Here is a 23,483-nt window from a genome sequence, read left to right on the forward strand (position 1 = left end):
AAATAAATCGATGCCTTGCCATCGTGCTTCGTCATCTCGTGGCCGTCGGACTTTTCTATCATCGTTCGCCCGCTTGTGCGGCTTTCAGACACTCGACATATGCCGCTCTTGTGGTGATTTGATTAGCTGCTCGTGGATTCGGTCCAAACAGCGTTTGAAGAAACGGGGCGTAGTTTTGCACATAACACGCGTCAACACGGTCCGCCTTGGCTTCGAGTATTTGTGCGACACAGGCAACGTGCGATCGTCGAATTTCGTCGCGAATTTCGCCCGGATCGAGCTTATAGAAATTGGTTAGGAATCGAGCGAAATCGGGATTACTCGCCAATTGATCGGCAAACTGGTCACGCATTTGATCCAGAGTCACACCGTCCGAACGCTGTTTCGCCAAACTCTGCTCAATCGTTGATCTCGCGAGACACGGAGTGATGTGCGCCCAGAGTGGATCGACGCCCGTCATCCGCTTCAACTCGTCTTCAGTCGTGGCGGTGCCTTGCGCAACAGCCGCAGACGTGCTCAGGCAATTGATGATGGTCGATAGAATGAAGAGCAAGAGTAGGTTGCGCATGACAGGTTTGACTCGGAAGGGGATTGCGCTAAGGTGCGTGAGCGCGTCGCCAAATGTCCCAAGTCAGCAATGCCGTGCATGGAGGGCTGGCTTTTAATCAGGGTCCGAGGCAAACACGAAAGCGGAGACGCGACGTCGACACAAAGCAACACTTCGGCATAACGTCCGTTGGAACGAAAACTTGAGCTAGGCGAGGCCACTCTGCACTGCGAGTTGGTGTCTCAGTTGTTCCTGGCGGCCCCATGAAGCGTGTTTCCATCCATCAAAACCCTCCGCAGTTCGTACCTCAGGAATTTCCCGATAGAACAACCGGGATTGGCATTTGTTCCATTGACGCTACAAATTGGCCCTCCTAGAGTCGTCGCCATGATGACTCGTTCCTTCCTGCCTATGCTGACGTCCGCCCGTATGCGAGCGACGCATCGCGTGCTGCGCGAGTAACTCGCCGCCACTCAGCGCATCTGTGCGTTCTCTGCATTTGTCACGGTCACCCTTTGTGACAAGTCGCATCCGACGCCGCCGCGCTCACCCCATTCGCCCCATGCCGGACGACGCGCCACTCGTGAGCGCGCCGCGGCGTCGTGCGCCCTCGCGATTCGATACGTGACGCGAGCGAGTCCAAAGCAACACCGGACTCGCCGCAACGGTCGACGCACGGCGTCGTGGGGTGCTGTTTTCCTCAACAACAAGAAAGACGCCCAACCTCATGACGCACTCCTCGCGCAAAACGTCAAAACTGCTGCCCTTCACCGGTTCGACCGGTGCCGCTAGTGTCGCCAGTGCCGCTCTACTCCTCGCAAGCGTCGCCACACCCGCGCACGCCCAGTCAAGCGTCACGCTCTATGGCCTGATCGAATCGGCCATCGTCTCGCAAAACCACGCCAGCCCTACTGGCGGGCGCGTCTACTCCGTCAATCAGGCAGGCGAGGGCTTCCTCTCCGCCAGCCGTTTCGGTCTGCAAGGCATCGAAGATCTCGGCAGCGGGATGAAAGCCCGCTTCGTGCTTGAAAACGGCTTCAACTCGCAAGCCGGTACCTTCGACCAGCAAGGACAACTCTTCGGACGTCAGGCGTTTGTCGCACTGCAAGGCGGATGGGGGGAACTGGCGTTCGGGCGTCAATACACCGGGGCCGTCGTCGCCATTTCAATGGTCGATCCGATCTTCATCGGCGCACCGCCCACGAACTCGTGGCTCGTCTTCCTGACGGGCCAGCGCTACAACAACGCACTCACCTGGACAAAGAAGTTCGGCCCCTTCGGCGTGAACCTGCAATACGCGTTCGGCGGTATCGCGGGGCAGGGTTCCGCGCGCTCGTCGGCGTCGGGCGGCGTGTCGTGGGAGCAGAACGGCAACGTCTTCACCGGCCAGTTGCAACAGACGCACGACTCACAGAGCCGCACCGCGAAGACGTGGTCGCTCGGCGGCAAAGTCAGCTACGGCCAGTGGAAGTTCCATGCGGACTACCTGCAAAGCCAGCGCGATCCCGGCTTCGACGTGACCAACGGCGGCGTCGACTACGCGTCGATCACCAACATGAGCACGGCCGCCACGCCAACGACCGTTGCCGCCATCGGCTCAGTGTTCTCCGCCGCACGACGCGATCAGTTCTTCACCCTCGGTGCGACCTATCTGCTCAGCCCGTCGTGGCAATTCATCGCCGCCTATATGTATAACAACACCACAGCGGTCAATTTCAGTGGCAAGCGCCAGACGCTCTACGGCGTGATCGATTACTTCCTCTCGAAGCGAACCGACGTCTACTTCGCCACCGCCTACGAGCGCGTCGATGGCGGCTGGGGCGGTCTGTTCGGCACCACGACCACCAACTGGACTGGCGGCAACGGTGTGAAGCTCAACGGCTTCGATAACCAGATGAGCTACTACATCGGTCTGCGTCACCGCTTCTAAACGATCGGAACAATCGAGTCCGTCGTTCGCCGTCGTCGGATGACACGAAGATGACGGCTTCCTGACACATCGGGGCGACGCTCAAAAACGGAAGCGGCGCAGCATCCGAAAATGCTGCGCCGCAACCTTGGAACCCTTGCTGTACCTGCGTTTTCAGGCCGTCGAACAAATATCCCGAATCGCTTAGGTGTTTTCCCGATAGGACATTTTGTCTATGCCTTTGTTCTATTGACCGGACATTATGACACTTCCAGAATCGCCGCATGGATACCCCACTTCCGCTTTCGAAATACCACCAGATCTACCTCGTGCTGCGTGAGCAATTGCAGGAGGGGCGCTTCGATCAGGACGGCGTGCCTGGCGAGCATCTGCTGGCCGATCAGTTCAGCGTCGCGCGCATCACGATCCGCAAGGCGATGGAAATGCTCGTCGCCGATGGTCTCGTCGTGCGTCGCCCGGGACTCGGTACATGGCCGTTGCATGCGGGTCAGCGCACCGGTGGTGGCAAGATGCCCGGCATTTCCCGGGAAAAGGCGCACCTCACGGGCTTGCTCGAAAACATCGTCAACATGGGCCTGCGCACGAGTGTCGCTGTGCTCGAATCGTCGGTCGTCGGTGCAAGCGACGCGGTCGCCGATGCGCTGACCCTCGCGCCCGGTGCCCCCGTCTACAAGAGCATTCGTGTGCGTAGCACGCAAGCCGGGCCGCTGTCGTACATCACCACGCACGTGCCGCAGGACATCGCGCAAATCCGACGCGAAGAACTCGAACGCAAACCGCTGCTGATGCTGCTCGAAGAAGCGGGCGTCGAGCTGGGCGGGGCGACGCAAACCATTTCCGCGCGTCTGGCCGATGCCGTCGTGGCGCGCCATCTTGACATTGCCGTCGGCTCCGCACTGCTCGCGGTCACGCGTCTCGTGCGCGACGTTGCCGACCGTCCGGTGCAACTGCTGCAAGGCCTGTATCGCCCAGATCGCTACCAATACCAGCTTCAACTCTCGCGCGTCGGCGACATCGACGCCAAGGTCTGGGTCAGCGAAGAACTGTCCGCCCAATTCCACTGAACACGTCCGGAGAATCTTTCATGAGTTCGCGTCGCACGTTCCTGCGTCAGTCCACCGCCATGGCCGCGCTCGCCGCTGCCTCCACCAGCACCCCGTGGCTCGCGCGTGCAGCCGGTAAGCCGGTCAAGATCGGCGTGCTTCACCCCGTCACCGGTGCGCTGGCCTATTCGGGACAGCAATGCCGTCTGGGCGCGCTGCTCGCCATCGACGACATCAACGCAGCAGGCGGCATCAAGTCGCTCGGCGGCGCACCCATCGAAGCGATGCTCGGCGACGCACAATCGCGCCCCGAAGCCGGTTCGGCCGAAGTCGAAAAGATGAACGAAGCCGGTGTGTCGGCGATTCTCGGTGCCTACGCCTCGGCCATCTGTCTGGCAACGACGCAAACCGCCGCGAAGTATGGCCTGCCGCACGTGGTGGACGTCGGTGTGGCCGACCAGATCGTCGAGCGCGGCCTGACCAACACGTTCCGCTTCGGTCCCGGCTACCGCATGTGCTCGCTGCGCGCCGTCGACGATCTTGCCGCGCTGAACAACGCCGCAGGCAAGCCCGCGAAGACCGTCATGATCGTGCACGAGGAGTCGCTCTTCGGCACCGGCACCGCGGCGCTGCTGCAAAAGGAATTGCCCGCACGAGGCTTCGAAATCAAGGAAGTCATCAAGCACGCGAACCCGACGCGCGACTTCAACAACATCGTACTGCGCATGCGCTCGGTCAATCCGGACATCGTGATTCCGGCGAACTACTACAACGAATATGCGTTGCTGCTGCGTGCGATGAAGCAACAGAAGGTGCGACCGAAGGCGATCTACTCGGTGCTGGGCGGCGCGGCGTCGAGCTATAAATTCCTGAAGGAATTCCCGGATATCGCCGACGGCATCATCGACTGCAATCATTGGTTCAACCCGAAAGACCCGCGCGTGGCATCGCTCAAGAAGCGTGTGGAAGCGAAGGGCGCTTACTTCAGCTATGAAGTGTTCATGACGTACACGGCCATGATGCTGCTGGCCGACGCCATCGAGCGTGCCAAATCGGTCGACCGCGCAGCGATCACGGCGGCGCTTGCGTCGAGCACGTTTAAGGATCACATCATGCCGTACGGACCGACCAAGTTCGTGAACGGACAGAACACGGGCGCGCAGCCGCTGCTCACCCAAGTCTCGGGCGGCGACATCAAAGTGATTCTGCCGGACACCTATCGCCAGGTTGCACCGGTCTTCCCGCTCAAGGCCTGACGCAATGCTAGATCCGGTCATTCTGCTTTCCGCCGTGCTAAACGGGCTCACGACGGGCGCGGTCTACGCGCTCATCGCGCTCGGCCTCACGCTGGTCTACGGTGTGCTGCACATCATCAACTTCGCGCACGGCGCGGCGTTGATGGTGGCCCTCTACGCCGTCTGGCTGCTGCGCGAGAAACTCGGCATCGACCCGTACGTCGCGCTGCCGTTCGTCACGCTGGGCATGTTCGCGCTCGGCTACGCCCTGCAACGCGTGGTGATCGAGCGCGCCAGCCACGGCAAGGACGAGAACATTCTGCTCGTCACACTGGGGCTGGCCATCGTGCTGGAGAACCTCGCGCTGGTGGTGTTCAAGTCGGACACGCACACGATCGATACGCCGTACACGCTGGCCACCGTCGACATTGGTCCCGTCATGCTCGCGCTGCCCAAGCTGATCGCGTTCGGCGGAGCGCTGGCCGCTGCCGCCGTGCTGTTCTGGATCATGCGCTCGACGGATCTGGGACGCGCGATTCGCGCGGTCGCGAAGGAGAAGCACGGCGCGAAGCTCATGGGCATTGATGTGGAACGCGTGTACGCGCTCTCGTTCGGCATCGGCATGGCCTGTGTCGGCGCTGCCGCGTGCTTCCTGTTGCCGACGTATTACGTCAATCCGCAGGTCGGCGGCGGCTTCGTGCTGGTGGCGTTCACGATCGTCGTGCTCGGTGGCATGGGCAGTTTCGTCGGCGCGCTCGTGGGCGGTCTGCTCATCGGCGTGGTCGAGTCGCTGGGTGGTCTGTGGCTGGGCGATTCGCTCGGCCAGATGGGCATCTTCGCCATTTTCATCGTCGTCGTGCTGGTGCGCCCGCAAGGGCTCTTCGGCGCACGCGCCTGATGGAAGACGGCGGGAGAAAAACAATGAAAGATCTTCGGATGATTGTGCTGTTCGGTGTCGTGATGACAGCGTTGCTGTTCACGCTCCAGTCCGGCGTGTGGCTGTCGTTCCTGATGATGACGTTCTACACCGTGCTGCTTTCGCAATCGTGGAACATTCTCGGCGGGTTCGGCGGGCAGTTGTCGTTCGGCCACGCGCTGTTCTTCGGCGTCGGTGCCTACGCGCAGGCGATTGCGCAATTGCAATGGGGCTGGAACCCGTGGCTCGCCATGCCATTCGCGATTGCAGCGGGCACGGTGGTCGCCGTGTTGCTCGGGGCCGTGACGTTCCGCTATGGCCTGAAGGGATCGTACTTCGCGCTTGTGACGCTGGCGTTCGCCGAGGTGTTCCGCATTCTGGCCGTGTCGCTGCCATTCACCGGTGCGGGCGTCGGTCTGATGGTGCCGCTGCACCAGAGCGTGGGCAATCTTCAGTTCGCCTCGCCGCGCGGCTATGCAGCGCTGCTGCTCGTGTTCGTGATAGCGGCATTGCTGGTCACCGCCTGGCTGCGTCATTCGCGCTTTGGCGCATGGTTGCAAGCGGTGCGCGACAACGAGAACGCGGCGCGCGCCGTCGGCGTGAATCCGCTGCGAGTGAAGCTCGGCGCGATTGCGCTCTCGGGCGCGTTCATGAGCGCGGCAGGCATGTGCTACGTGCAGATGTTCCAGTACATCGATGCTGGCATCGCCTTCGGTTCGACGATTTCGGTCGAGGCGCTGGTCGGCGTGATCGTCGGGGGCATGGGCACGCTCTGGGGCCCGGTCTTCGGGGCAGCCGTGTTGTATACGCTCGGCGAGTTCACCCGCAACCTGTTCGGCGAATTGCCCGGACTGTCGATGGTGATCTACGGCGCGGTGCTGATTCTGATTGTCATGTTCCTGCCGCGCGGCATCACGGGCGCAGGGGCGTCGGTGCGTCGCTTGTTGGGCATGGACGGAAAGACGCGCGCGGCGCATGGCGCGCAGCCGACGGCGTCGCGCGAGGAGAAGGCCCGTGTCTGACATCTTGTTGAGGGCCGATGGCCTGTCCATTACGTTTGGCGGTCTCAAGGCTGTGCAGGACGTCAGTCTCGACGTCAAGGCCGGTACGCTCACGGCGCTCGTCGGTCCGAACGGCGCAGGCAAGACCACACTCTTCGGTCTGCTCTCCGGCTTTCTTACGCCGACGGCTGGCCGCGTCGAATTTCATGGGCGCGACATTACCGGTCAGGCACCGTACGACACGGCGCGTCAGGGGCTGACGCGCACGTTCCAGATCGTGCAGCCGTTCGGTGCGCAGACGGTGCGCGAGAACATCGCCGTCGGCGCGCATCTGCTCCAGCGCGACCGTCGTGCCGCCTTGCGTGAGGCCGAGGAAGTGGCGCTGCGCACCAATCTGCAAGCGCAGCTCGACAAGCCCGCGGCCGACCTGACCGTGTGCGGGCGCAAACGTCTCGAACTGGCTCGCGCACTTGCAACCAAACCCCGTCTTTTGTTGCTCGACGAAGTGCTCGCGGGTCTGAATCCGAGCGAGATCGACGAAGTCATCCCGGTCGTGCGGGAGATCGCGGACAGCGGCGTGACGGTCCTGATGATCGAGCACGTGATGCGCGCCGTCATGAGCCTGGCCGAACACGTGTGGGTGCTGGCGCAGGGCAAGTTGATCGCGGCGGGCACGCCGCGCGAAGTGACGTCCGACCCGGCCGTGATCGAAGCCTATCTGGGGCACGGTACCGCCGCGCGACTCGCTGCGCAGTCAGGCACGCCGATGACGATGGGAGGTGCGCAATGAGCCATCTGCTCGAAGTCGAGGGCTTGCATACCGGCTATGGCCGCGTGGAAGTGCTGCGCGGCGTCGATCTGACGGTCGGCGAAGGCGAGATCGTGGTGCTGCTCGGCAGCAACGGCGCGGGCAAGTCCACGCTGAACAACACGCTCTCCGGCATCAATCCCGTGTGGTCGGGACGCGTGCGCTTCGACGGTCACGATCTCACCGGCCGTCATTACCGCGATGTCGTCAAAGCCGGGCTGATTCAGGTGCCGGAAGGGCGTCGCATCTTCCCGAACCTCAGCGTGCGGGAGAACCTGGCGTTGGGGGCGTTCGCCCGTGGTCGCGCGTCGCGCGAGCAGGGGATGGAGCGCATGCTCGACCTGTTTCCGCGTCTTCGCGAGCGCATCGATCAGGCAGCGGGGACGATGTCCGGCGGCGAACAGCAGATGCTCGCTATCGGGCGCGGTCTGATGGCCGAACCCCGTCTGCTGATCCTTGACGAGCCGTCGCTCGGTCTCTCGCCGCTCATGGTGGAAGAGCTGTTTTCGCTGATCTCGCGTCTGCAACGCGAAGGCCTGTCGATCCTGCTGGTGGAGCAGAACGTCGGGCAGTCGCTGGAGACCGGTCAGCGCGGCTACGTCCTCGAAAACGGTGCGATCCGCCATCGCGGCACCTGCGCAGAATTGCTCGCCAGCAGCGATCTGCGCCGAGCCTACCTCGGAATGTAAGGGAATGACTGTGCCTCAAACTCTGACGCAAAAGCTGCTGGCAGCGGCGTGTGGCCGTGACGAAGTCGCCGTGGGCGAGATCGTCACGTGCGGCGTCGACCTCGCCATGTTTCACGACTCCAGCGGCCCCCGCCGCTTGCAGCCGATGCTCGAATCGCTCGGTGCACAACTGTGGGACAAGTCCAAAGTCGTGCTCGTGATCGATCACTACGTGCCGGAAACCGACGACGAATCGCGCCGTATCGTGCGCATCGCACGCGATTGGGCGAGCGCGCAACAACTGCCCAACGTCTACGACTCCGTGGGCATTTGTCACGTGGTCGTGCCCGAACACGGTCATCTGCGCCCGGGCATGTTCTGCGTCGGCGGCGATTCGCATTCGCCCACGGGCGGTGCGTTCGGCGCGTACATGTTCGGCATCGGCAGCACGGAGATGCTGGGCGTGGCGGTGTCCGGTGAAATCTGGGTGAAGGTGCCCGACACGATTCAGATGCGCTGGGACGGCAAGCTCGCCGACGGTGTGACCGCCAAGGACATGATGCTGCACATGATCGGTCGCTTCGGCATGAACGGCGGACGCTATCAAGCCATCGAGTTCTGCGGCGAAGCCGTGCGCGCCCTGTCGATGCAGGAGCGCATGACGCTCTCGAACATGAGCGCCGAACTCGGCTCGCAAGTCGGCCTGATTGCACCGGACGCCACGACCGTCGACTATCTGCGCGCGGTAGGCGTGACCGATCCCATCGACATCGACCGCTGGCAGAGCGACGCCGGTGCGCATGCCGAAGTGCAAACCTTCGACGCGAGCACGCTTGCCCCGCAGGTCGCCGCACCGCACAGCCCGGCCAATACGCGCGCCATCGGCGAATTTGCCGATGTGACGGTGGACGTCGCCTATCTCGGCGCATGCACGGGTGCGAAGCTCGAGGACTTGCGCGCGGCGGCGCGTGTGCTCAAGGGACGTCGCGTCGCCGACGGCATGCGCTTCGTCGTGGCTCCGGCCTCGGCGCGCGATCAGGCGCAGGCCGCGCGTGAGGGCGTGATGGATGTGCTGGTCGACGCTGGCGCGCAAGTGCTCGCCAACACCTGCGGCGCATGCGCGGGCTATGGCGGTTCGATCCCCGAAGGCGCGACGGTGCTGTCGAGCACCGCTCGCAATTTCCGCGGACGCATGGGCGCAGAGACGGCGCAGGTCTACCTCGGTTCGCCATACGCCGTGGCGGCCGCAGCGCTCACCGGCCGTATCGCCGACCCGCGTGGGTTGCTCGCCTGAGCGCCGGACCGACTCATCGACGATTCCTCGACTTCATCACTTCTGACATGACAACGCCAACGTCTTCTTCCGGCCGAGCGTGGTGCGTTGGTGCCGACATCGACACCGACGCGCTGGCGCCCGGTGCCTACATGAAGTTCGGCATCGACGAAATCGCCCGCCATTGCCTGCATCGCGTGCGTCCCGAGTTCGCGGCCGACGTGCGTCCGGGCGACGTCCTCGTCGCCGGTCCCAACTTCGGCATCGGGTCGTCGCGCGAACAGGCGGCTGCCGCGCTCGTGCATCTCGGCGTGCGCGCGGTGATCGCGCCGTCGTTCAATGGCCTTTATTTTCGCAACGCCTTCAACGTGGGGTTGCTGCTGCTGACCTGTGCCGACGCACAGCGCATTGCCGAGGGCTCAACCCTCACGCTCGCGCCGCGCGACGGATACGTCGAACTGGCCGATGGCAGCCGGCTGACCTGCGAGACCGTGCCGGGGTTCCTCCTCGACATGGTCGACGCCGGTGGCCTGCTCAATCTGCTCAAGCAGCGCAGTGTGGCATCCCCATCGACATCTCACGGAGTTTCTTCATGCTAGATCCCGTCACGCTGGCGGTCCTGAAAGGACGGCTGGAGCAGATCGCCGACGAAATGGACGCGACGCTCTACCGCAGCGCCTTCAACCCGATCATTGCCGAGGCGCACGACGCCTGCCACGGCATCTACGACGCCACCACCGGCGCAACCCTCGTGCAAGGCAAGTCGGGCCTGCCCGTCTTCGTCGGCGCGATGGCGTTCGCGGTGCAGGCGGCCGCACGCGCCGCGTCCGAGCGCGGCGGCATGGTCGAAGGCGATGTGTGGCTCTTCAACGACCCGTACGAAGGCGGCACGCACGCCAACGACTTTAAGCTCGTGCGTCCGGTGTTCCGCAACGGCAAGCTGTACTGTTTCCTTGCCTCGGCGGCGCACTGGCACGACGTGGGCGGTGCGGTGCCCGGCAACTACAACCCGGCGGCGACCGAATGCTGGCAGGAAGCGGTGCAGATCCCGCCGGTGCGCATCGTGCGACGCGGCGAACTCGATCTCGACGTGCTCGCCATCCTCAAGGCCAACACGCGTCTGCCCGACAGCCTGTGGGGCGATCTGAACGGTCAACTGGCGGCGCTCGAACTCGGTGGACGCCGTCTGTCGGATCTGCTCGACGAGTACGGCGACGGCACGGTGCAGGACGCGCTCGGTCAGTTGCGCGAGCGCGCCGTCAAGCTGATGCGCACCCACGTGGCGGCGCTGCCCGACGGCGAGTACGTCTATCAGGACACGCTGGATAACGACGGCGTGCGCGATGAGCCGCTCACGATTGCGCTGCGCATGCGCGTCGAAGGCGACCTGCTCACGCTCGACTTCACCGGCACGTCCCCCGCGTGCATGGGACCGGTCAACATCTCGCGCGCCACGGCCATTGCCGCTTGCTACGTCGCGCTCAAGCACCTGTTTCCGGATGTCCCGGCCAACGCCGGTGTGCTCGACGCGGTGCGCTTCGAACTGCCCGAGGGGCTGTTGATCTCGGCGCAACGTCCGCGTCCGGTCGGTGGCTACACGGAAACCATTCTGCGCATGATCGACGTGATCTTCTGCGCGATGGCGAAGGCCGCGCCCGAGCGCGCGATGGGGCAGGCCTACGGCACGATCAACGCGTTGTCGATTGCAGGCTACCGCACCGACGAAGCACGACGTGGCCAGCGCTGGGTGATGTTCAGCTTCTTCGGGGGCGGTCACGGCGGGCATATCGATGGCGATGGCCTGTCGCATGGCAACGCACCGATCTCGACGGCGACGATTCCGCCCGTGGAGATTCTCGAAGCGGCCTATCCCGTGCGCTTTACGCAATGGGCGCTGCGTCCCGATTCGGCGGGCGACGGCGCGCATCGCGGCGGTCTGGGCGCCATCTACGAGATCGAGTTGCTCGAAGACGGCGCGGAAGCGTTCGTGTTTGGCGAGCGCGGTCGCTCCGCGCCGCAAGGGATCGCGGGCGGTGAGGCCTCGGTGCCGAACGTCTTCCGCTACCAGAACGAAGGGCAATGGCACACGCCGCCCATGGCTTCGAAGATGCTCGGCATCAAGCTGACCAAGGGTGAGCGGGTGCGACTGGAGACGCCGGGTGGCGGGGGATATGGGGCACCGGCGCAGCGCGACGAAGCAGCCCGCGCACACGACCGTGAGATGGGCTACGTGACGACGCAAGACACCGTGAGCGGTGCGCGCGGCACGACCAAGAAGGAGCAACAGGCATGAGCGAAGCAGCAACGATTGTCGGCGTCGACGTGGGCGGCACTTTCACCGACTTGTTCGTCCTCGACGAAGCAGCCGGTGTGGCGCGCATCGTCAAGGTGCCCTCCACGCGCGGCGAAGAAGCACGCGGCTTCATGAACGGCATCGAGCGTGTCGATACACAAGGGCGTGGGGCTGCGGCTATCGCGACCATCGTGCACGGCACGACCGTCGGGACGAATGCGCTGCTGGAGCGCAAGGTGGCGCGCACCGGGATCATCACGACGACAGGCTTTCGCGACGTGCTGGAAATGCGTCGCCGCGACCGTCCTGCCACCTGGGGACTGCGCGGCAACTTCACGCCGATTGTGCCGCGAAATCTGCGCCTTGAGGTCGATGAGCGCGTGCTGGCCGATGGCACCGTACACACCGACGTCGACATCGCGCAGGTTGAAGCGGCGGCACGCGTCTTGCTCGAAGCGGGCTGCGACGCCGTGTGTGTCTTCTTCGTCAACGCCTACGCCAATCCCGCCAACGAACAACGCGCGGTCGCAGCGGTGCGCGCGCTCTGGCCGAACGGCAACGTGACGGCCGCCACCGAAGTGCTGCCGGAGATTCGCGAGTTCGAGCGTTGCTCGACGGCCACGCTCAACGCGTCGCTGCAACCCGTGGTGGGCAGCTATTTGACGCGTCTGGAGAGCGATCTAAAGGCGCGTGGCTTCGGCGGGGAGTTGCTCGTCGTGCAAAGCAACGGCGGCATCATGTCGCGCCAGACGGCCTGCGACGTGCCAGTGCGCACGGCGCTCTCCGGCCCGGCAGCGGGTGTGATCGCGTGCGCGGCCATTGCGCGTTCGGCGGGCTTCGCCAACGTGGTCACGGGTGACATGGGCGGCACGTCGTTCGACGTCTCGCTGGTCGCGAACGGTGAGGCCTCGCTAGCGGCGCAGACGTCCATCGAATTCGGGATGGTGGTGCGCTCGCCGATGATCCAGATCGAGACCATCGGCGCAGGCGGCGGCTCGATTGCCTCCGTCGACGCGGGTGGGCTGTTGCAAGTCGGACCGGAGTCGGCGGGCAGCGTGCCGGGACCGGCGTGCTACGGACGCGGCAACACGCGCCCGACCGTGACCGATGCCAACGTGCTGCTCGGCCGGATTGCAGCGGATCGTCCGCTGGGAGGCGGATTGCTCGCCAAGCTCGACGGTAACCTCGCGTTACAAGCCATCGACACGCACGTGGCCAAGCCGCTGGGACTCGACGCTTATGCTGCGGCGGAAGCGATTCTGACCGTGGCCAACGCCAAGATGGCGGGTGCGATCCGTCTGGTGTCCATCGAACGCGGGCACGATCCGCGTCAGTTCGCTTACATGCCGTTCGGCGGCGGCGGTGCGCTGCACGTCTGCGCGATGATGCGCGAAGTCGGTACGACCACCGGCATCGTGCCGCGTTATCCGGGCGTGACGTCGGCGCTCGGTTGCGTGATTGCGGACATGCGTCACGACAGCGTGCAGACACTCAATCAGCCGCTCGCCGCGCTCGATACGGATGACCTCGCCGAGCGTGTGGATGGGCTGGCGCAAGCCTGTCAGGCGCGTCTGGATTCAGCGGGTGTGCGCTTCGAATCGGTGCGTGAAATCATCGAACTCGACATGCTCTATGTGGGGCAGAGCCACACCGTGCGTGTGCCGGTCGCGCGCGAACGACTGGATCGGGACGGCATTGCCGCCGCCTTCGAGACCGCCTATCGCGACGCCTTCGGCCGTGCGCTCGACGGCATTCCGGTGCGTATCATGAACCTGCGTTACGCGCGCATCGGTGTGCGTCCGAAGTTCGACCTGGCGGTGCTCGCGCCGCAGGCGAGCGCCATGCCCGAGTCGCTCGGTAGCCAGCGGGTGTACCACGCCGGGCAGTGGTGGGATGCGGTGCGTTATGCGCGTCTCGATCTGCCGGTGGATGCGAGCGTTGCCGGTCCCGCGATCCTCGAACAGTCGGACACGACGATCTGGCTCGAACCGGGATTCTCCGGACGCGTCGATGCGCTGGGCAACCTGCTCATCACGCGCGACGCCTGATGCACGCGACAGGAGCCACGACATGAGTCAAACCTCTTTGCTGGACCCGGCGCGCACGGCACTCGTCATCGTCGATTTGCAAAACGACTTCATCACGCCCGGCGGTGCTTATGACCGGGGAGGTGCTGCGACCCCTGAAGCGCAGGCGTTGCCCGCACGTGTCGCACCCATCGCGCAATCGCTCAAGGCTGCGGGTGGTTTCGTCGCGGCAAGCCAGTTCACGTTGTGGCCGGACGCGAGCGGCGAGCCCATGATTTCGCCGCATCTGAAGCAGTTGCGGCCGTTCCTGCGCCGTGGCGATTTCGTCGCGGGCACGGACGGTCATGCCACCGTGGCGGCGCTGGCGAAGCACGTCGACGTGTCGGTCTGGAAGGTCGCTTACTCCGCCTTCTTCAACACGCAACTGGACTGGGTGCTGCGACGTGCCGGTATCGAGACGGTGGCGGTGTGCGGCATCGTGACCAACGGTGGCGTGGCGAGTACGGCGCGCGATGCCCACATGCGCGACTACCGTGTGCTGGTGCTCTCCGACGGATGTGCCGCACCCACCATCGCAGCGCACGACGCCGCGTTGGCCGACCTCCGTACCGTTGGCGAGATCGTGACCTGTGAGGCCTTTGCGGGCCGCATCGCGTCATGAGCGCTCCCATGACACCGGTCGTTCGTCAGGGACGGCCGCTGGTGGACGATCTGCCTCAGATCAGCGTGGTGGTCGTGGGGGCGGGCGCATGCGGCCTGACTGCCGCGCTGGTGCTGCAAGACGCGGGCATCGACTGCGTACTGCTTGAACGCGACGCCATTCCCAGCGGCTCGACGGCCCTGTCGTCGGGGTTCATTCCGGCGGCGGGTAGCGCGGTGCAGCGCGCCGCCAGCATTGATGACAGCGCTGCGCAGTTTGCGTCCGACATCATGGGGAAGACGGAAGGCACGGCGGCGGCGCATCTGGTGCGGGCGTATTCAGAGGCGTCCGGTCCGGCGATGGATGCGCTCGCGCGCCACGGACTGACGTTCGACATTCTCGATGGCTTCCTTTACCCCGGACACAGCGTGCGGCGCATGCACAGCCTGCCGGAGCGGACTGGTGCGGCGTTGATGGCGGCGCTGGAGCGCGCGGTGCAGGCGACGGACGCCCACGTCATGACGAAGACGCTGGTGCGCGAGCTGTGGGTGGATGCGTCGGGCAAGGTGCAGGCGGTGGGTTGCGTGCGCCCGGATGGCGCGATGGAATACCTCGGCTGCGACACGCTGCTGCTTGCCTGCAACGGCTTCGGCGGCAATGCCGGGTTGCGCACCGAATTGCTGCCCGAAATGGCAGACGCTGTGTACGGCGGACATGAAGGCAACGACGGCAGCGCTTTGCTCTGGGGCCGGGCGCTCGGCGTGGCAACGGCTGATCTGGGCGGCTACCAGGGACACGGTTCGTGGGCGAGTCCGCACGGCGTGCTGATCTCGTGGGCCGTCATCATGGACGGCGGGGTGCAGATCAACCGGGAAGGTCGGCGCTTTCACGACGAAACGCACGGCTACTCGGAAGCGGCCGTGCACGTGCTCGCGCAAACGGATGGCATCGCCTGGAATGTGTTCGATGCTCAGACGCTCGCGCTGGCCCGCACGTTTCCAGACTTTCAGGAAGCCGAAGCCGCCGGTGCGCTCAAGACTTGTCCCGACGTCCACGCGCTTGCCAGTGTCATCGGCTGCGACGTGGCGGCACTGCGCGAAACGTTGGACGGCGTCGCGCCCGGCGTGAATACCGCCGATGGCCGCCGGTTCACACGCTCGCTCGTCGCGCCGTATTACGCAATTCGGGTCACGGGCGCGCTGTTTCACACGCAGGGCGGACTCGATATCGACGCCGCCTGCCGGGTGCTGCGTCCCGACGGGGCGCCGATGCCGAACCTGCTTGCGGCAGGCGGCGCGGCACGTGGCGTGTCGGGCAACGCGGTGTGGGGCTATCTGTCCGGCAATGGCCTGCTCTCGGCCGTCGCGGGCGGCTACATCGCGGCGAATACGGTGATTGGCTCACTCGCCCTCATCAAGAACACTCAGGAGATTTCCTCATGACGGCTTTGTCGTCTGTCCAACCGTCGCTCCGGCAGCGCCTCTCGCAAGGTGTGCTGCTGGCACCCGGCGTCTACGACGCCTTGTCGGCCCTCATCGCCGCACAGTCGGGCTTCGACGCCTTGTATCTCTCGGGGGCGTCGATTGCCTACACGCGGCTTGGCCGCTCCGACATCGGTCTGACCACGTTCCCGGAAGTCGAGGACACGGTCGCGCGCATTGCCGAGCGTGTGTCGGTGCCGGTGATCGTCGATGCCGATACCGGCTTCGGTAACGCGCTTAACGTGAAGCGCACTGTCCGTGGTTTCGAGCGGGCGGGTGCGGCCATGATCCAGTTGGAAGACCAGACATTTCCGAAACGTTGCGGCCATCTCGATGGGAAAGGCGTGGTGCCAGCTCAGGAAATGGCGGGCAAGGTGCGGGCGGCCGTCGATGCACGGCACGACGTCGAGACGCTGATCCTCGCGCGCACCGACGCGATTGCCGTCGAAGGGCTTGATGCCGCGCTAGACCGCGCGGAGCTGTATCTCGAAGCCGGGGCCGACGCGCTTTTCATCGAGGCGCTACGCACGACCGAGCAGATGACGGCGGCCTGCGAGCGCTTTGCGCATCGCGTGCCGTTGCTGGCGAACATGGTCGAAGGCGGCAAGACGCCCGTGCAAAGCGCGCAGGCACTCGCGGATATCGGCTTTCGCATCGTTATCTTCCCCGGTGGCACGGCGCGCGCGGTGGCGCATACGTTGCAGGGCTATTACGCCAATTTGCACGCACAGGGCACGACGGCGGCGTGGCGCGAGCAGATGCTCGATTTCGACGGTCTGAACGCTGTGATCGGCACCCCTGAACTGCTGGCCGAGGGCAAGCAGTACGAGTGACTCGTGGTGCGAGGGAAAGAATAGGGACGTCTACGATGACTGTGTGACGTCTGGCAGGGTCTCGGCGTGGAACGTGGGTAGCGCCGGAACACGGGGCCTGTCGCGATGAGATTCGCGACAGGCCCTTTTTACATCAGGCAGACTGCCCGGATGGCGCTTCAGTCAGTCTCACACCACGCCATCGGTACGCAGACCCGCGATCTTCGCGTCGTCAAAGCCGAGCCGTTCGCGCAGGATCTCGTCGCTATGCTGGCCGAGCGTTGGCGGGGCGGTGCGCGCGAGCGGCGGCGTCTCGCTCATCTTCATGGGGCTCGCGACCAGTCGCGACACGCCACCGGAGGCGTGCGGCAACGCGACTTCCATGCCGCGTGCCTTGACCTGTGGGTGCGCGAAGACCTCCGGCAACGTGTTGATCGGGCCGCACGGCACACCGGACGCTTCGAGCTTGTCGATCCAGATGTCCTTGCCGAACTTGCGCACCATTTGCGCGAGCAACGGCACCAGCACCTCTCGATGACGGACCCGTGACGGGTTGGTGGCGAAGCGCTCGTCGTCGGCCAGCGCGGGCTCGCCACCGGCTTCCACGAACTTGCGGAATTGCCCGTCGTTGCCGACCGCGACGATGATCCAGCCGTCGTCGCCCGTCTGGAAGGTCTGATACGGCACGATGTTCGGATGCGCGTTGCCCCAGCGCACCGGCGCTTTGTCGCTGGCCAGATAGTTGGTGTTCATGTTCGCGAGCATGGCGACCTGCGTGTCGAGCAGCGCCATGTCGATGTACTGACCCACGCCGGTGCGGTCGCGGTGGGTGAGGGCGGCCATGATCGCGAGACTCGCGTACATGCCCGTCATCAGATCGGCAATCGCCACGCCAGCCTTTTGCGGGCCGCCTCCGGGCAGCGCGTCGCGCTCGCCGGTGATGCTCATGAAGCCACCGATGCCCTGCACGATGAAGTCGTAACCGGCGCGCGAGGCATACGGGCCGTCCTGCCCGAAGCCCGTGACCGAGCAGTAGACGAGATCCGGCTTGACCGCTTTGAGCGAGGCGTAATCGAGGCCGTACTTCGCCAGTTGTCCGACCTTGTAGTTCTCGACGACGACGTCGCTCTGCGCCGCCAGCGCCTTCACGATGGCCTGTCCTTCCGGACGGGAGATGTCGAGCGTGAGCGAGCGCTTGTTGCGGTTTGCCGCGAGGTAATAGGCGGCTTCAGCGGTGTCGTGGCCATCGGCGTCGCGCTGGTAGGGCGGGCCCCAACTGCGGGTGTCGTCCCCCATGCCGGGACGCTCCACCTTGATCACGTCTGCGCCCAGATCGGCCAGATTCTGCGTGGCCCACGGACCGGCCAGCACACGCGAAAGGTCCAGTACCCGGATATGACTCAGCGCGCCCATCGTTCGCTATCTCCTTGTGTTTCGATTTGTCTTCGTCGGTCCGAACTTATTGCGGAACGTTGTTTTGCAATGCGGAACTTATGGGTGAGAGTCTACGGTGCGTGCGCGGTGGCTGACCAGCGCCGTTTCGCACTGCGGTTAGCGGCGGGACGCTGTAGAGAGGTCGATTTCCCGTATAATCAAAAGTTTGCAAAATACCCCGCCAGGCTTAGCCTGCCCGGTCCCCACGCTCCCACGCAGCCTATGAAAGTCGCAGACATTCGGGAAAAATTCCTAAACTTCTTCGAGTCGAAGGGGCACACCATCGTGCGCTCGTCGAGCCTCGTGCCGTCCAATGACCCCACGCTGCTGTTCACGAACTCCGGCATGGTGCAGTTCAAGGACGTCTTCCTCGGACTCGAATCGCGCCCGTACACGCGCGCGACCACGGCCCAGCGCAGCGTGCGCGCCGGCGGTAAGCACAACGACCTCGAAAACGTGGGCTACACCGCCCGTCACCATACGTTCTTCGAAATGCTGGGCAACTTCTCGTTCGGCGATTACTTCAAGCGCGAAGCGATTCAGTACGCGTGGGAATTGCTGACGACCGTCTACAAGCTCCCGAAGGAAAAGCTCTGGGTCACCGTCTACAAGGAAGACGACGAGGCCTACGACATCTGGGCGAAGGAAGTGGGCGTGCCGGCCGAGCGCATCATTCGCATTGGCGACAACAAGGGCGCGCGTTACGCCTCGGACAACTTCTGGCAAATGGCCGATACCGGTCCGTGCGGCCCGTGCTCGGAAATCTTCTTCGACCACGGTGAAGACGTGTGGGGCGGCCCGCCGGGATCGCCGGAAGAAGACGGCGACCGCTACATCGAAATCTGGAACCTCGTGTTCATGCAGTTCAACCGCGACGAGCAGGGCAATATGACGCCGCTGCCCAAGCCGTGCGTTGACACGGGCATGGGGCTGGAGCGTATCGCGGCCGTGCTGCAACACGTTCACAGCAACTACGAGATCGACCTGTTCCAGCACCTGATCAAGGCCGCTGGCCGCGAGACGGGCGTGACCGATCTCAACGCGAACTCGCTCAAGGTGATCGCCGATCACATCCGCGCGTGCTCGTTCCTGATCGTCGACGGCGTGATCCCGGGTAATGAAGGCCGCGGCTACGTGCTGCGCCGTATCATCCGCCGCGCGATCCGCCACGGTTACAAGCTCGGCTGCAAGAAACCGTTCTTCTACAAGCTCGTGCCGGATCTGGTCGCCGAGATGGGCGTCGCCTATCCGGAACTGGCGGCGGCGCAGCAGCGCGTGACCGACGTGCTCAAGCAAGAAGAAGAGCGCTTCGGCGAGACCATCGAGAACGGCATGGAAATTCTCGAAGGCGCGCTGGCCGATCTGGCTAAGAAGGGCGTGACCACGCTCGACGGCGAACTGGCATTCAAGCTGCACGACACCTACGGCTTCCCGCTCGATCTGACGGCGGACGTCTGCCGCGAGCGCAGCATCACGGTGGACGAAGCAGGCTTTGACGCCGCGATGGCGCGTCAGCGCGAACAGGCGCGCGCTGCGGGCAAGTTCAAGATGGCGACGGCCCTCGAATACACGGGCGACAAGACGCGCTTCGAAGGCTACGACAAGCTCGCGCTCGAAGGCGCGAAGGTTACGGCCCTGTACGTCGACGGCACCAGCGTGGCCAAGATGACCGCCGGTCAGCAAGGCATTGTGGTGCTCGACACCACGCCGTTCTACGCCGAGTCGGGCGGTCAGGTGGGCGATCAGGGTCTGATCGTTGCCGGGGCTGCGCGTTTCGGCGTGTCGGACACGCAGAAGATTCAGGCCGACGTGTTCGGTCACTACGGTTCGCTGGAGTCGGGTGAGCTGAAGGTCGGCGAAGCGGTGACGGCGCAGGTCGATGCCGTGCGTCGCGCACGCACCGTGCGCAACCACTCGGCGACTCACTTGATGCACAAAGCCTTGCGTGAAGTGCTGGGCGGCCACGTGCAGCAGAAGGGCTCGCTTGTCGACGCCGACAAGACCCGCTTCGACTTCGCGCATAACGCTGCGATGACGGCCGATCAAATTCGTCGCGTGGAAGACATCGTGAACGCCGAAGTGCTGGCGAACGCGCCGACGCAAGCGGCGCTGATGTCGTTCGACGACGCGGTCAAGGGTGGCGCAATGGCGCTGTTCGGCGAGAAGTACGGCGACGAAGTGCGCGTGCTCGACATCGGCACGTCGCGCGAACTGTGCGGCGGTACGCACGTCTCGCGCACGGGCGATATCGGCCTGTTCAAGATCGTGATGGAAGGTGGCGTGGCCGCCGGTATCCGTCGCGTGGAAGCGATCACTGGCGATAACTCGGTGCGCTTCGTCCAGACGCTCGACGACCAGATCAACGAAGCGGCTGCCGCGCTCAAGACGCAACCCGCAGAGCTGAGCCCGCGTATCGCGCAGGTGCAGGAGCAGGTCAAGTCGCTGGAGAAGGAACTGGCGGCGCTCAAGTCGAAACTGGCATCGAGCCAGGGCGACGAACTGGTCGAGAAGGCTGTCGACGTGAACGGCCTGAAGGTGCTGGCCGCGCAACTCGAAGGCGCCGACGCCAAGACGCTGCGCGAGACGATGGACAAGCTCAAGGACAAGCTGAAGAGCGCTGCCATCGTGCTGGCTGCCGTCGAAGGCGGTAAGGTCACGCTGATCGCCGGCGTGACGGCGGACGCGACGGCCAAGGTCAAGGCAGGCGAACTCGTCAACTTCGTCGCACAGCAGGTCGGCGGCAAGGGCGGCGGTCGTCCGGACATGGCGCAGGCTGGAGGCACCGACCCGTCGCAACTGCCGCAGGCGCTCGCTGGCGTGCAGGCATGGGTGGCTGGCAAGCTGTAATACCTTGATGGCGGGGATTCGTCCCCGACTTCGGTCAGGCACGCATCACGCCTGACCCGGGCAAAACGCGCACTTCGGTGCGCGTTTTGCATTTCTGGTCGGATCGCACGCAACATTGCCCTGTCGCGCGCAGGGGAACCCGCCCCTTCGGTAATGGTTTGCATGTAAAGTATTCCGCATGTTGTCTGCATGCGAGCGACACCGGGTGCACAAGACACCGGGAACGCAGATCAACGAATCAAACGAGACACGCAGAACCCATAAGACGCCACGCGAAACGGCGCGCGTAGTTCTGCCACGATTCCACCCATTCATATTTGCCTGCGGGCCAGCCATCGCCATGCCAGCTACTCTCGCCGATTCCGACAATGTCACGAAGCTGCGTCAGCCATCGCCGGAGCGGGCGGCATGGCGCATTGCGCTGTCGTGCATGCTCGCCTTGTCGATTGCGATGGGGATCGGCCGCTTCGCTTTCACGCCGATGCTGCCGCTCATGCTGCATGAGCATCTCACCGATATTCAGCACGGTAGCTGGCTCGCGTCGCTGAACTACGCGGGGTACTTTATCGGCGCGCTGTCGTGCATGTGGCTGCACTTCACGCCGACGCTCATCATCCGCTTCGCACTTGCCGCCACGGTCGCGCTGACGTTGGCGATGGGGCTGATGGAATCGTTTGCCGTGTGGGCTGTTGTGCGCACGCTCGCGGGTGTGATGAGCGCATGGGCAATGGTGTTCTCGGCGGGGTGGGGCTTTCGCAAGCTGGCCGAGTTGCGCATGCCGAGTCTGGGCGGTGTGATCTTTGCCGGACCCGGTGCGGGCATTGTGGTGACGGGCTTGCTCGCGAGCCTGAACGACACGCTCGGCTGGCCTGCGCGCGGCGGCTGGTTGCTGTGCGGCGTGCTCGCGCTGGCGTTGCTTGCCGTCATCTGGCGGACGTTTGTGGCCGATGTACCTGTCGCCGTCGATGCGACCAAGTCGGCCGACGCGGCCAAGTCTACGGCCGCCGTCGCGCCCTCGATCAATCATGGCAGCGGCGAGAGCGTGATCCCGGTCACGATCCTGTACAGCTTCGCTGGCTTCGGCTACATCATCACTGCGACGTTCCTGCCGGTGATTGCACGTCAGGCGTTGCCCGGTTCCCCGTGGCCCGACCTGTTCTTCCCGCTACTCGGTCTGATGGTGATTCCGGGGGCCATCATCGGCGCGCGTGCGCCGCTTTCGTGGGATAACCGTCTGCTGCTCGCCGTGTGTTACGTCATGCAAGGGCTGGGTGTGGGCATCGGCATCGTGCTGCCGAATGTCGTGGGCTTTGCGCTGGGGAGCGTGCTCGTGGGGCTGCCATTCACGGCGATCACGGTCTACGCGGTGCGCGAGTGCCGACGTTTGCGTGGGGACAATGCCAATGGTCTGATCGGGCTGGTGACGGCATCCTATGGCATCGGGCAGATCGTCGGGCCGCTGGTGGCCGCGCCGCTCGTCGCCGCGACCGGCGGGTTCACGACGGCACTGCTGTGTGCCAGCGGGGTGCTGGTGCTCGGGGCCATCGGTTTCGTGTGGGACTGGCGTCGTTCGCTCGAACGCGCGCCCTGATGCGACAACTCCGGTAGGCCTTCGCTCCAATCTTCGGACTTTCCTCAGAGAAGCGTATGTCTTTTACCTTGAAGGCAGGCCGCAAGGCCGCCACAGCCATGAGCGACGAGGAGCGTCAGGTGCGCATCGATCTCGCTGCCTGCTATCGCCTCGTGGCGCTGAACGGCTGGGACGATCTCATCTACACGCACATCTCCGCGATGGTGCCGGGCGAGCCAGGGCACTTCCTCATCAATCCGTTCGGGCTGGCGTTCGACGAAGTGACGGCGTCGAATCTCGTGAAGATCACGATGGACGGCGAGATCGTGGGCGAGAGCGAGCATCCCGTCAATGTGACTGGTTTTGCGCTGCACGGCGCGGTGCACGCCGCGCGCGCGGACGCCGTTTGCGTCATGCATCTTCACAACACGGCGGGTATCGCGGTGTCGATCCAGCCGCACGGCCTGCTGCCGATTTCGCAGCACGCACTGCGCTTTCACGAGCGCATCGGATATCACGATTACGAAGGGCTGGCGTTTTCGCCGTCGGAAGGCGAGCGGCTGGTGACGTCGCTCGGCGCACACCCTGCAATGCTGCTGCGCAATCACGGCACGCTGACCGTCGGCCGTACGGTGGCGGAAGCCTTCGTGCTGATGGCGACGCTCATCAAGGCCTGCGAGATCCAGTTGCAGGCGCTGACCGGCGGCGCTGCACCGAATTTGCCGAGCCCGGCGGTGCAAGACAAGACGGCGATTCAGCTCGAAGACGGTGGCGCGATTGAAGGCGTTCTGGAATGGCCTGCGCTCCTGCGCAAACTCGATAGAATAGACGCCTCGTTTCGCGATTGACTGCTCGATGGAGGACGCACGGACGGCTTGTCTGCTGCGGTCGGGCAGGGCATCGGAGACGTTCGTCGGCGCCACGCCGTCGGTTCCAATAACGACATCAGGAGATAGAT

At 64.4% G+C, this 23,483-nt stretch carries 19 protein-coding genes; 17 read left to right on the forward strand and 2 right to left on the reverse strand.

The features are described 5' to 3' along the window. Nucleotides 1–58: 58 nt before the first annotated feature. Nucleotides 59–568 (reverse strand): hypothetical protein, encoded by a 510-nt coding sequence (locus ACIQWO_RS14485; RefSeq protein WP_402825000.1) that lies wholly within the window; start codon nt 566–568, stop codon nt 59–61. Nucleotides 569–1,274: 706 nt separating this feature from the next. Between ACIQWO_RS14485 and ACIQWO_RS14490 the strand changes: the two genes are divergently transcribed. The 14 genes from ACIQWO_RS14490 (at nt 1,275) to ACIQWO_RS14555 (ending at nt 16,695) form a co-directional block, all read left to right on the forward strand. Continuing rightward, a complete protein-coding gene (locus ACIQWO_RS14490; RefSeq protein ID WP_402825003.1) occupies nt 1,275–2,477 on the forward strand; it encodes a porin in 1,203 nt (400 codons plus the stop codon). Between the two features lie 263 nt (nt 2,478–2,740). Next, nucleotides 2,741–3,541: a GntR family transcriptional regulator gene (locus tag ACIQWO_RS14495; protein WP_402825006.1), complete on the forward strand. Its 801-nt coding sequence runs from the start codon at nt 2,741–2,743 to the stop codon at nt 3,539–3,541. A 20-nt stretch (nt 3,542–3,561) separates the two neighbouring features. Next, the gene (locus tag ACIQWO_RS14500) at nt 3,562–4,776 is read left to right on the forward strand and encodes an ABC transporter substrate-binding protein (RefSeq protein ID WP_150663356.1); all 1,215 of its coding nucleotides are present in this window, start codon (nt 3,562–3,564) and stop codon (nt 4,774–4,776) included. A 4-nt stretch (nt 4,777–4,780) separates the two neighbouring features. Then, nucleotides 4,781–5,653, forward strand: a complete 873-nt coding sequence (locus ACIQWO_RS14505; protein ID WP_402825010.1) for a branched-chain amino acid ABC transporter permease — start codon at nt 4,781–4,783, stop codon at nt 5,651–5,653. A gap of 23 nt (nt 5,654–5,676) precedes the next feature. After that, nucleotides 5,677–6,693 (forward strand): branched-chain amino acid ABC transporter permease, encoded by a 1,017-nt coding sequence (locus tag ACIQWO_RS14510; protein ID WP_402825013.1) that lies wholly within the window; start codon nt 5,677–5,679, stop codon nt 6,691–6,693. Then, nucleotides 6,686–7,462, forward strand: a complete 777-nt coding sequence (locus tag ACIQWO_RS14515; RefSeq protein ID WP_402825016.1) for an ABC transporter ATP-binding protein — start codon at nt 6,686–6,688, stop codon at nt 7,460–7,462. Before ACIQWO_RS14510 ends, ACIQWO_RS14515 begins: the two co-directional genes overlap by 8 nt. Beyond that, entirely contained in the window at nt 7,459–8,169 is a 711-nt protein-coding gene (locus tag ACIQWO_RS14520; protein ID WP_402825019.1) for an ABC transporter ATP-binding protein, read from the forward strand. The genes ACIQWO_RS14515 and ACIQWO_RS14520 overlap by 4 nt, the downstream gene beginning before the upstream one ends. Nucleotides 8,170–8,173: 4 nt before the next feature. Further along, a complete protein-coding gene (locus ACIQWO_RS14525; protein ID WP_402825022.1) occupies nt 8,174–9,442 on the forward strand; it encodes a 3-isopropylmalate dehydratase large subunit in 1,269 nt (422 codons plus the stop codon). 47 nt (nt 9,443–9,489) lie between these two features. Continuing rightward, nucleotides 9,490–10,020, forward strand: a complete 531-nt coding sequence (locus ACIQWO_RS14530; protein ID WP_402825025.1) for a 3-isopropylmalate dehydratase — start codon at nt 9,490–9,492, stop codon at nt 10,018–10,020. Continuing rightward, complete coding sequence (locus ACIQWO_RS14535) at nt 10,014–11,714, forward strand: hydantoinase B/oxoprolinase family protein (RefSeq protein ID WP_402825028.1); 1,701 nt, start codon at nt 10,014–10,016, stop codon at nt 11,712–11,714. The genes ACIQWO_RS14530 and ACIQWO_RS14535 overlap by 7 nt, the downstream gene beginning before the upstream one ends. After that, nucleotides 11,711–13,762 (forward strand): hydantoinase/oxoprolinase family protein, encoded by a 2,052-nt coding sequence (locus ACIQWO_RS14540; protein WP_402825031.1) that lies wholly within the window; start codon nt 11,711–11,713, stop codon nt 13,760–13,762. The genes ACIQWO_RS14535 and ACIQWO_RS14540 overlap by 4 nt, the downstream gene beginning before the upstream one ends. Before the next feature lie 22 nt (nt 13,763–13,784). Next, the gene (locus tag ACIQWO_RS14545; protein ID WP_402825034.1) at nt 13,785–14,402 is read left to right on the forward strand and encodes a cysteine hydrolase family protein; all 618 of its coding nucleotides are present in this window, start codon (nt 13,785–13,787) and stop codon (nt 14,400–14,402) included. Continuing rightward, nucleotides 14,399–15,823, forward strand: a complete 1,425-nt coding sequence (locus tag ACIQWO_RS14550; RefSeq protein ID WP_402825037.1) for an FAD-dependent oxidoreductase — start codon at nt 14,399–14,401, stop codon at nt 15,821–15,823. Before ACIQWO_RS14545 ends, ACIQWO_RS14550 begins: the two co-directional genes overlap by 4 nt. Then, nucleotides 15,820–16,695 carry an oxaloacetate decarboxylase gene (locus ACIQWO_RS14555; protein ID WP_402825040.1) on the forward strand — a complete coding sequence of 292 codons (876 nt, stop codon included), beginning with the start codon at nt 15,820–15,822 and terminating at the stop codon, nt 16,693–16,695. The genes ACIQWO_RS14550 and ACIQWO_RS14555 overlap by 4 nt, the downstream gene beginning before the upstream one ends. 168 nt (nt 16,696–16,863) lie before the next feature. On the opposite strand, the gene ACIQWO_RS14560 is transcribed toward ACIQWO_RS14555, so the two are convergent. Then, on the reverse strand, nt 16,864–18,087 hold the full coding sequence (locus ACIQWO_RS14560; RefSeq protein WP_402825043.1) for a CaiB/BaiF CoA transferase family protein: 1,224 nt from the start codon (nt 18,085–18,087) through the stop codon (nt 16,864–16,866). A 243-nt stretch (nt 18,088–18,330) separates the two neighbouring features. Between ACIQWO_RS14560 and alaS the strand changes: the two genes are divergently transcribed. The 3 genes from alaS to ACIQWO_RS14575 all read left to right on the forward strand — a co-directional run bounded on the left by alaS (nt 18,331) and on the right by ACIQWO_RS14575 (nt 23,373). After that, nucleotides 18,331–20,955, forward strand: a complete 2,625-nt coding sequence (gene alaS / locus ACIQWO_RS14565; protein ID WP_402825046.1) for an alanine--tRNA ligase — start codon at nt 18,331–18,333, stop codon at nt 20,953–20,955. A 340-nt stretch (nt 20,956–21,295) separates the two neighbouring features. Further along, nucleotides 21,296–22,546 carry a YbfB/YjiJ family MFS transporter gene (locus ACIQWO_RS14570; RefSeq protein ID WP_402825049.1) on the forward strand — a complete coding sequence of 417 codons (1,251 nt, stop codon included), beginning with the start codon at nt 21,296–21,298 and terminating at the stop codon, nt 22,544–22,546. A gap of 56 nt (nt 22,547–22,602) precedes the next feature. Then, nucleotides 22,603–23,373 carry a class II aldolase/adducin family protein gene (locus ACIQWO_RS14575; protein ID WP_402825052.1) on the forward strand — a complete coding sequence of 257 codons (771 nt, stop codon included), beginning with the start codon at nt 22,603–22,605 and terminating at the stop codon, nt 23,371–23,373. The last annotated feature ends 110 nt before the right edge of the window (nt 23,374–23,483 follow it).

It is taken from the genome of Pandoraea sp. NPDC090278, assembly GCF_044772185.1.
GTDB lineage: Bacteria > Pseudomonadota > Gammaproteobacteria > Burkholderiales > Burkholderiaceae > Pandoraea.

What these genes read in the sequence shown, in the direction of transcription:
- ACIQWO_RS14570 (WP_402825049.1), top strand. Translation starts at nt 21,296, where the DNA reads ATGCCAGCTACTCTCGCCGATTCCGACAATGTCACGAAGCTGCGTCAG.
- ACIQWO_RS14540 (WP_402825031.1), top strand. Translation starts at nt 11,711, where the DNA reads ATGAGCGAAGCAGCAACGATTGTCGGCGTCGACGTGGGCGGCACTTTC.
- alaS (WP_402825046.1), top strand. Translation starts at nt 18,331, where the DNA reads ATGAAAGTCGCAGACATTCGGGAAAAATTCCTAAACTTCTTCGAGTCG.
- ACIQWO_RS14490 (WP_402825003.1), top strand. Translation starts at nt 1,275, where the DNA reads ATGACGCACTCCTCGCGCAAAACGTCAAAACTGCTGCCCTTCACCGGT.
- ACIQWO_RS14495 (WP_402825006.1), top strand. Translation starts at nt 2,741, where the DNA reads ATGGATACCCCACTTCCGCTTTCGAAATACCACCAGATCTACCTCGTG.
- ACIQWO_RS14545 (WP_402825034.1), top strand. Translation starts at nt 13,785, where the DNA reads ATGAGTCAAACCTCTTTGCTGGACCCGGCGCGCACGGCACTCGTCATC.
- ACIQWO_RS14530 (WP_402825025.1), top strand. Translation starts at nt 9,490, where the DNA reads ATGACAACGCCAACGTCTTCTTCCGGCCGAGCGTGGTGCGTTGGTGCC.
- ACIQWO_RS14520 (WP_402825019.1), top strand. Translation starts at nt 7,459, where the DNA reads ATGAGCCATCTGCTCGAAGTCGAGGGCTTGCATACCGGCTATGGCCGC.
- ACIQWO_RS14575 (WP_402825052.1), top strand. Translation starts at nt 22,603, where the DNA reads ATGTCTTTTACCTTGAAGGCAGGCCGCAAGGCCGCCACAGCCATGAGC.
- ACIQWO_RS14535 (WP_402825028.1), top strand. Translation starts at nt 10,014, where the DNA reads ATGCTAGATCCCGTCACGCTGGCGGTCCTGAAAGGACGGCTGGAGCAG.
- ACIQWO_RS14500 (WP_150663356.1), top strand. Translation starts at nt 3,562, where the DNA reads ATGAGTTCGCGTCGCACGTTCCTGCGTCAGTCCACCGCCATGGCCGCG.
- ACIQWO_RS14550 (WP_402825037.1), top strand. Translation starts at nt 14,399, where the DNA reads ATGAGCGCTCCCATGACACCGGTCGTTCGTCAGGGACGGCCGCTGGTG.
- ACIQWO_RS14555 (WP_402825040.1), top strand. Translation starts at nt 15,820, where the DNA reads ATGACGGCTTTGTCGTCTGTCCAACCGTCGCTCCGGCAGCGCCTCTCG.
- ACIQWO_RS14525 (WP_402825022.1), top strand. Translation starts at nt 8,174, where the DNA reads ATGACTGTGCCTCAAACTCTGACGCAAAAGCTGCTGGCAGCGGCGTGT.
- ACIQWO_RS14485 (WP_402825000.1), bottom strand. Translation starts at nt 568, where the DNA reads ATGCGCAACCTACTCTTGCTCTTCATTCTATCGACCATCATCAATTGC.
- ACIQWO_RS14510 (WP_402825013.1), top strand. Translation starts at nt 5,677, where the DNA reads ATGAAAGATCTTCGGATGATTGTGCTGTTCGGTGTCGTGATGACAGCG.
- ACIQWO_RS14505 (WP_402825010.1), top strand. Translation starts at nt 4,781, where the DNA reads ATGCTAGATCCGGTCATTCTGCTTTCCGCCGTGCTAAACGGGCTCACG.
- ACIQWO_RS14560 (WP_402825043.1), bottom strand. Translation starts at nt 18,087, where the DNA reads ATGGGCGCGCTGAGTCATATCCGGGTACTGGACCTTTCGCGTGTGCTG.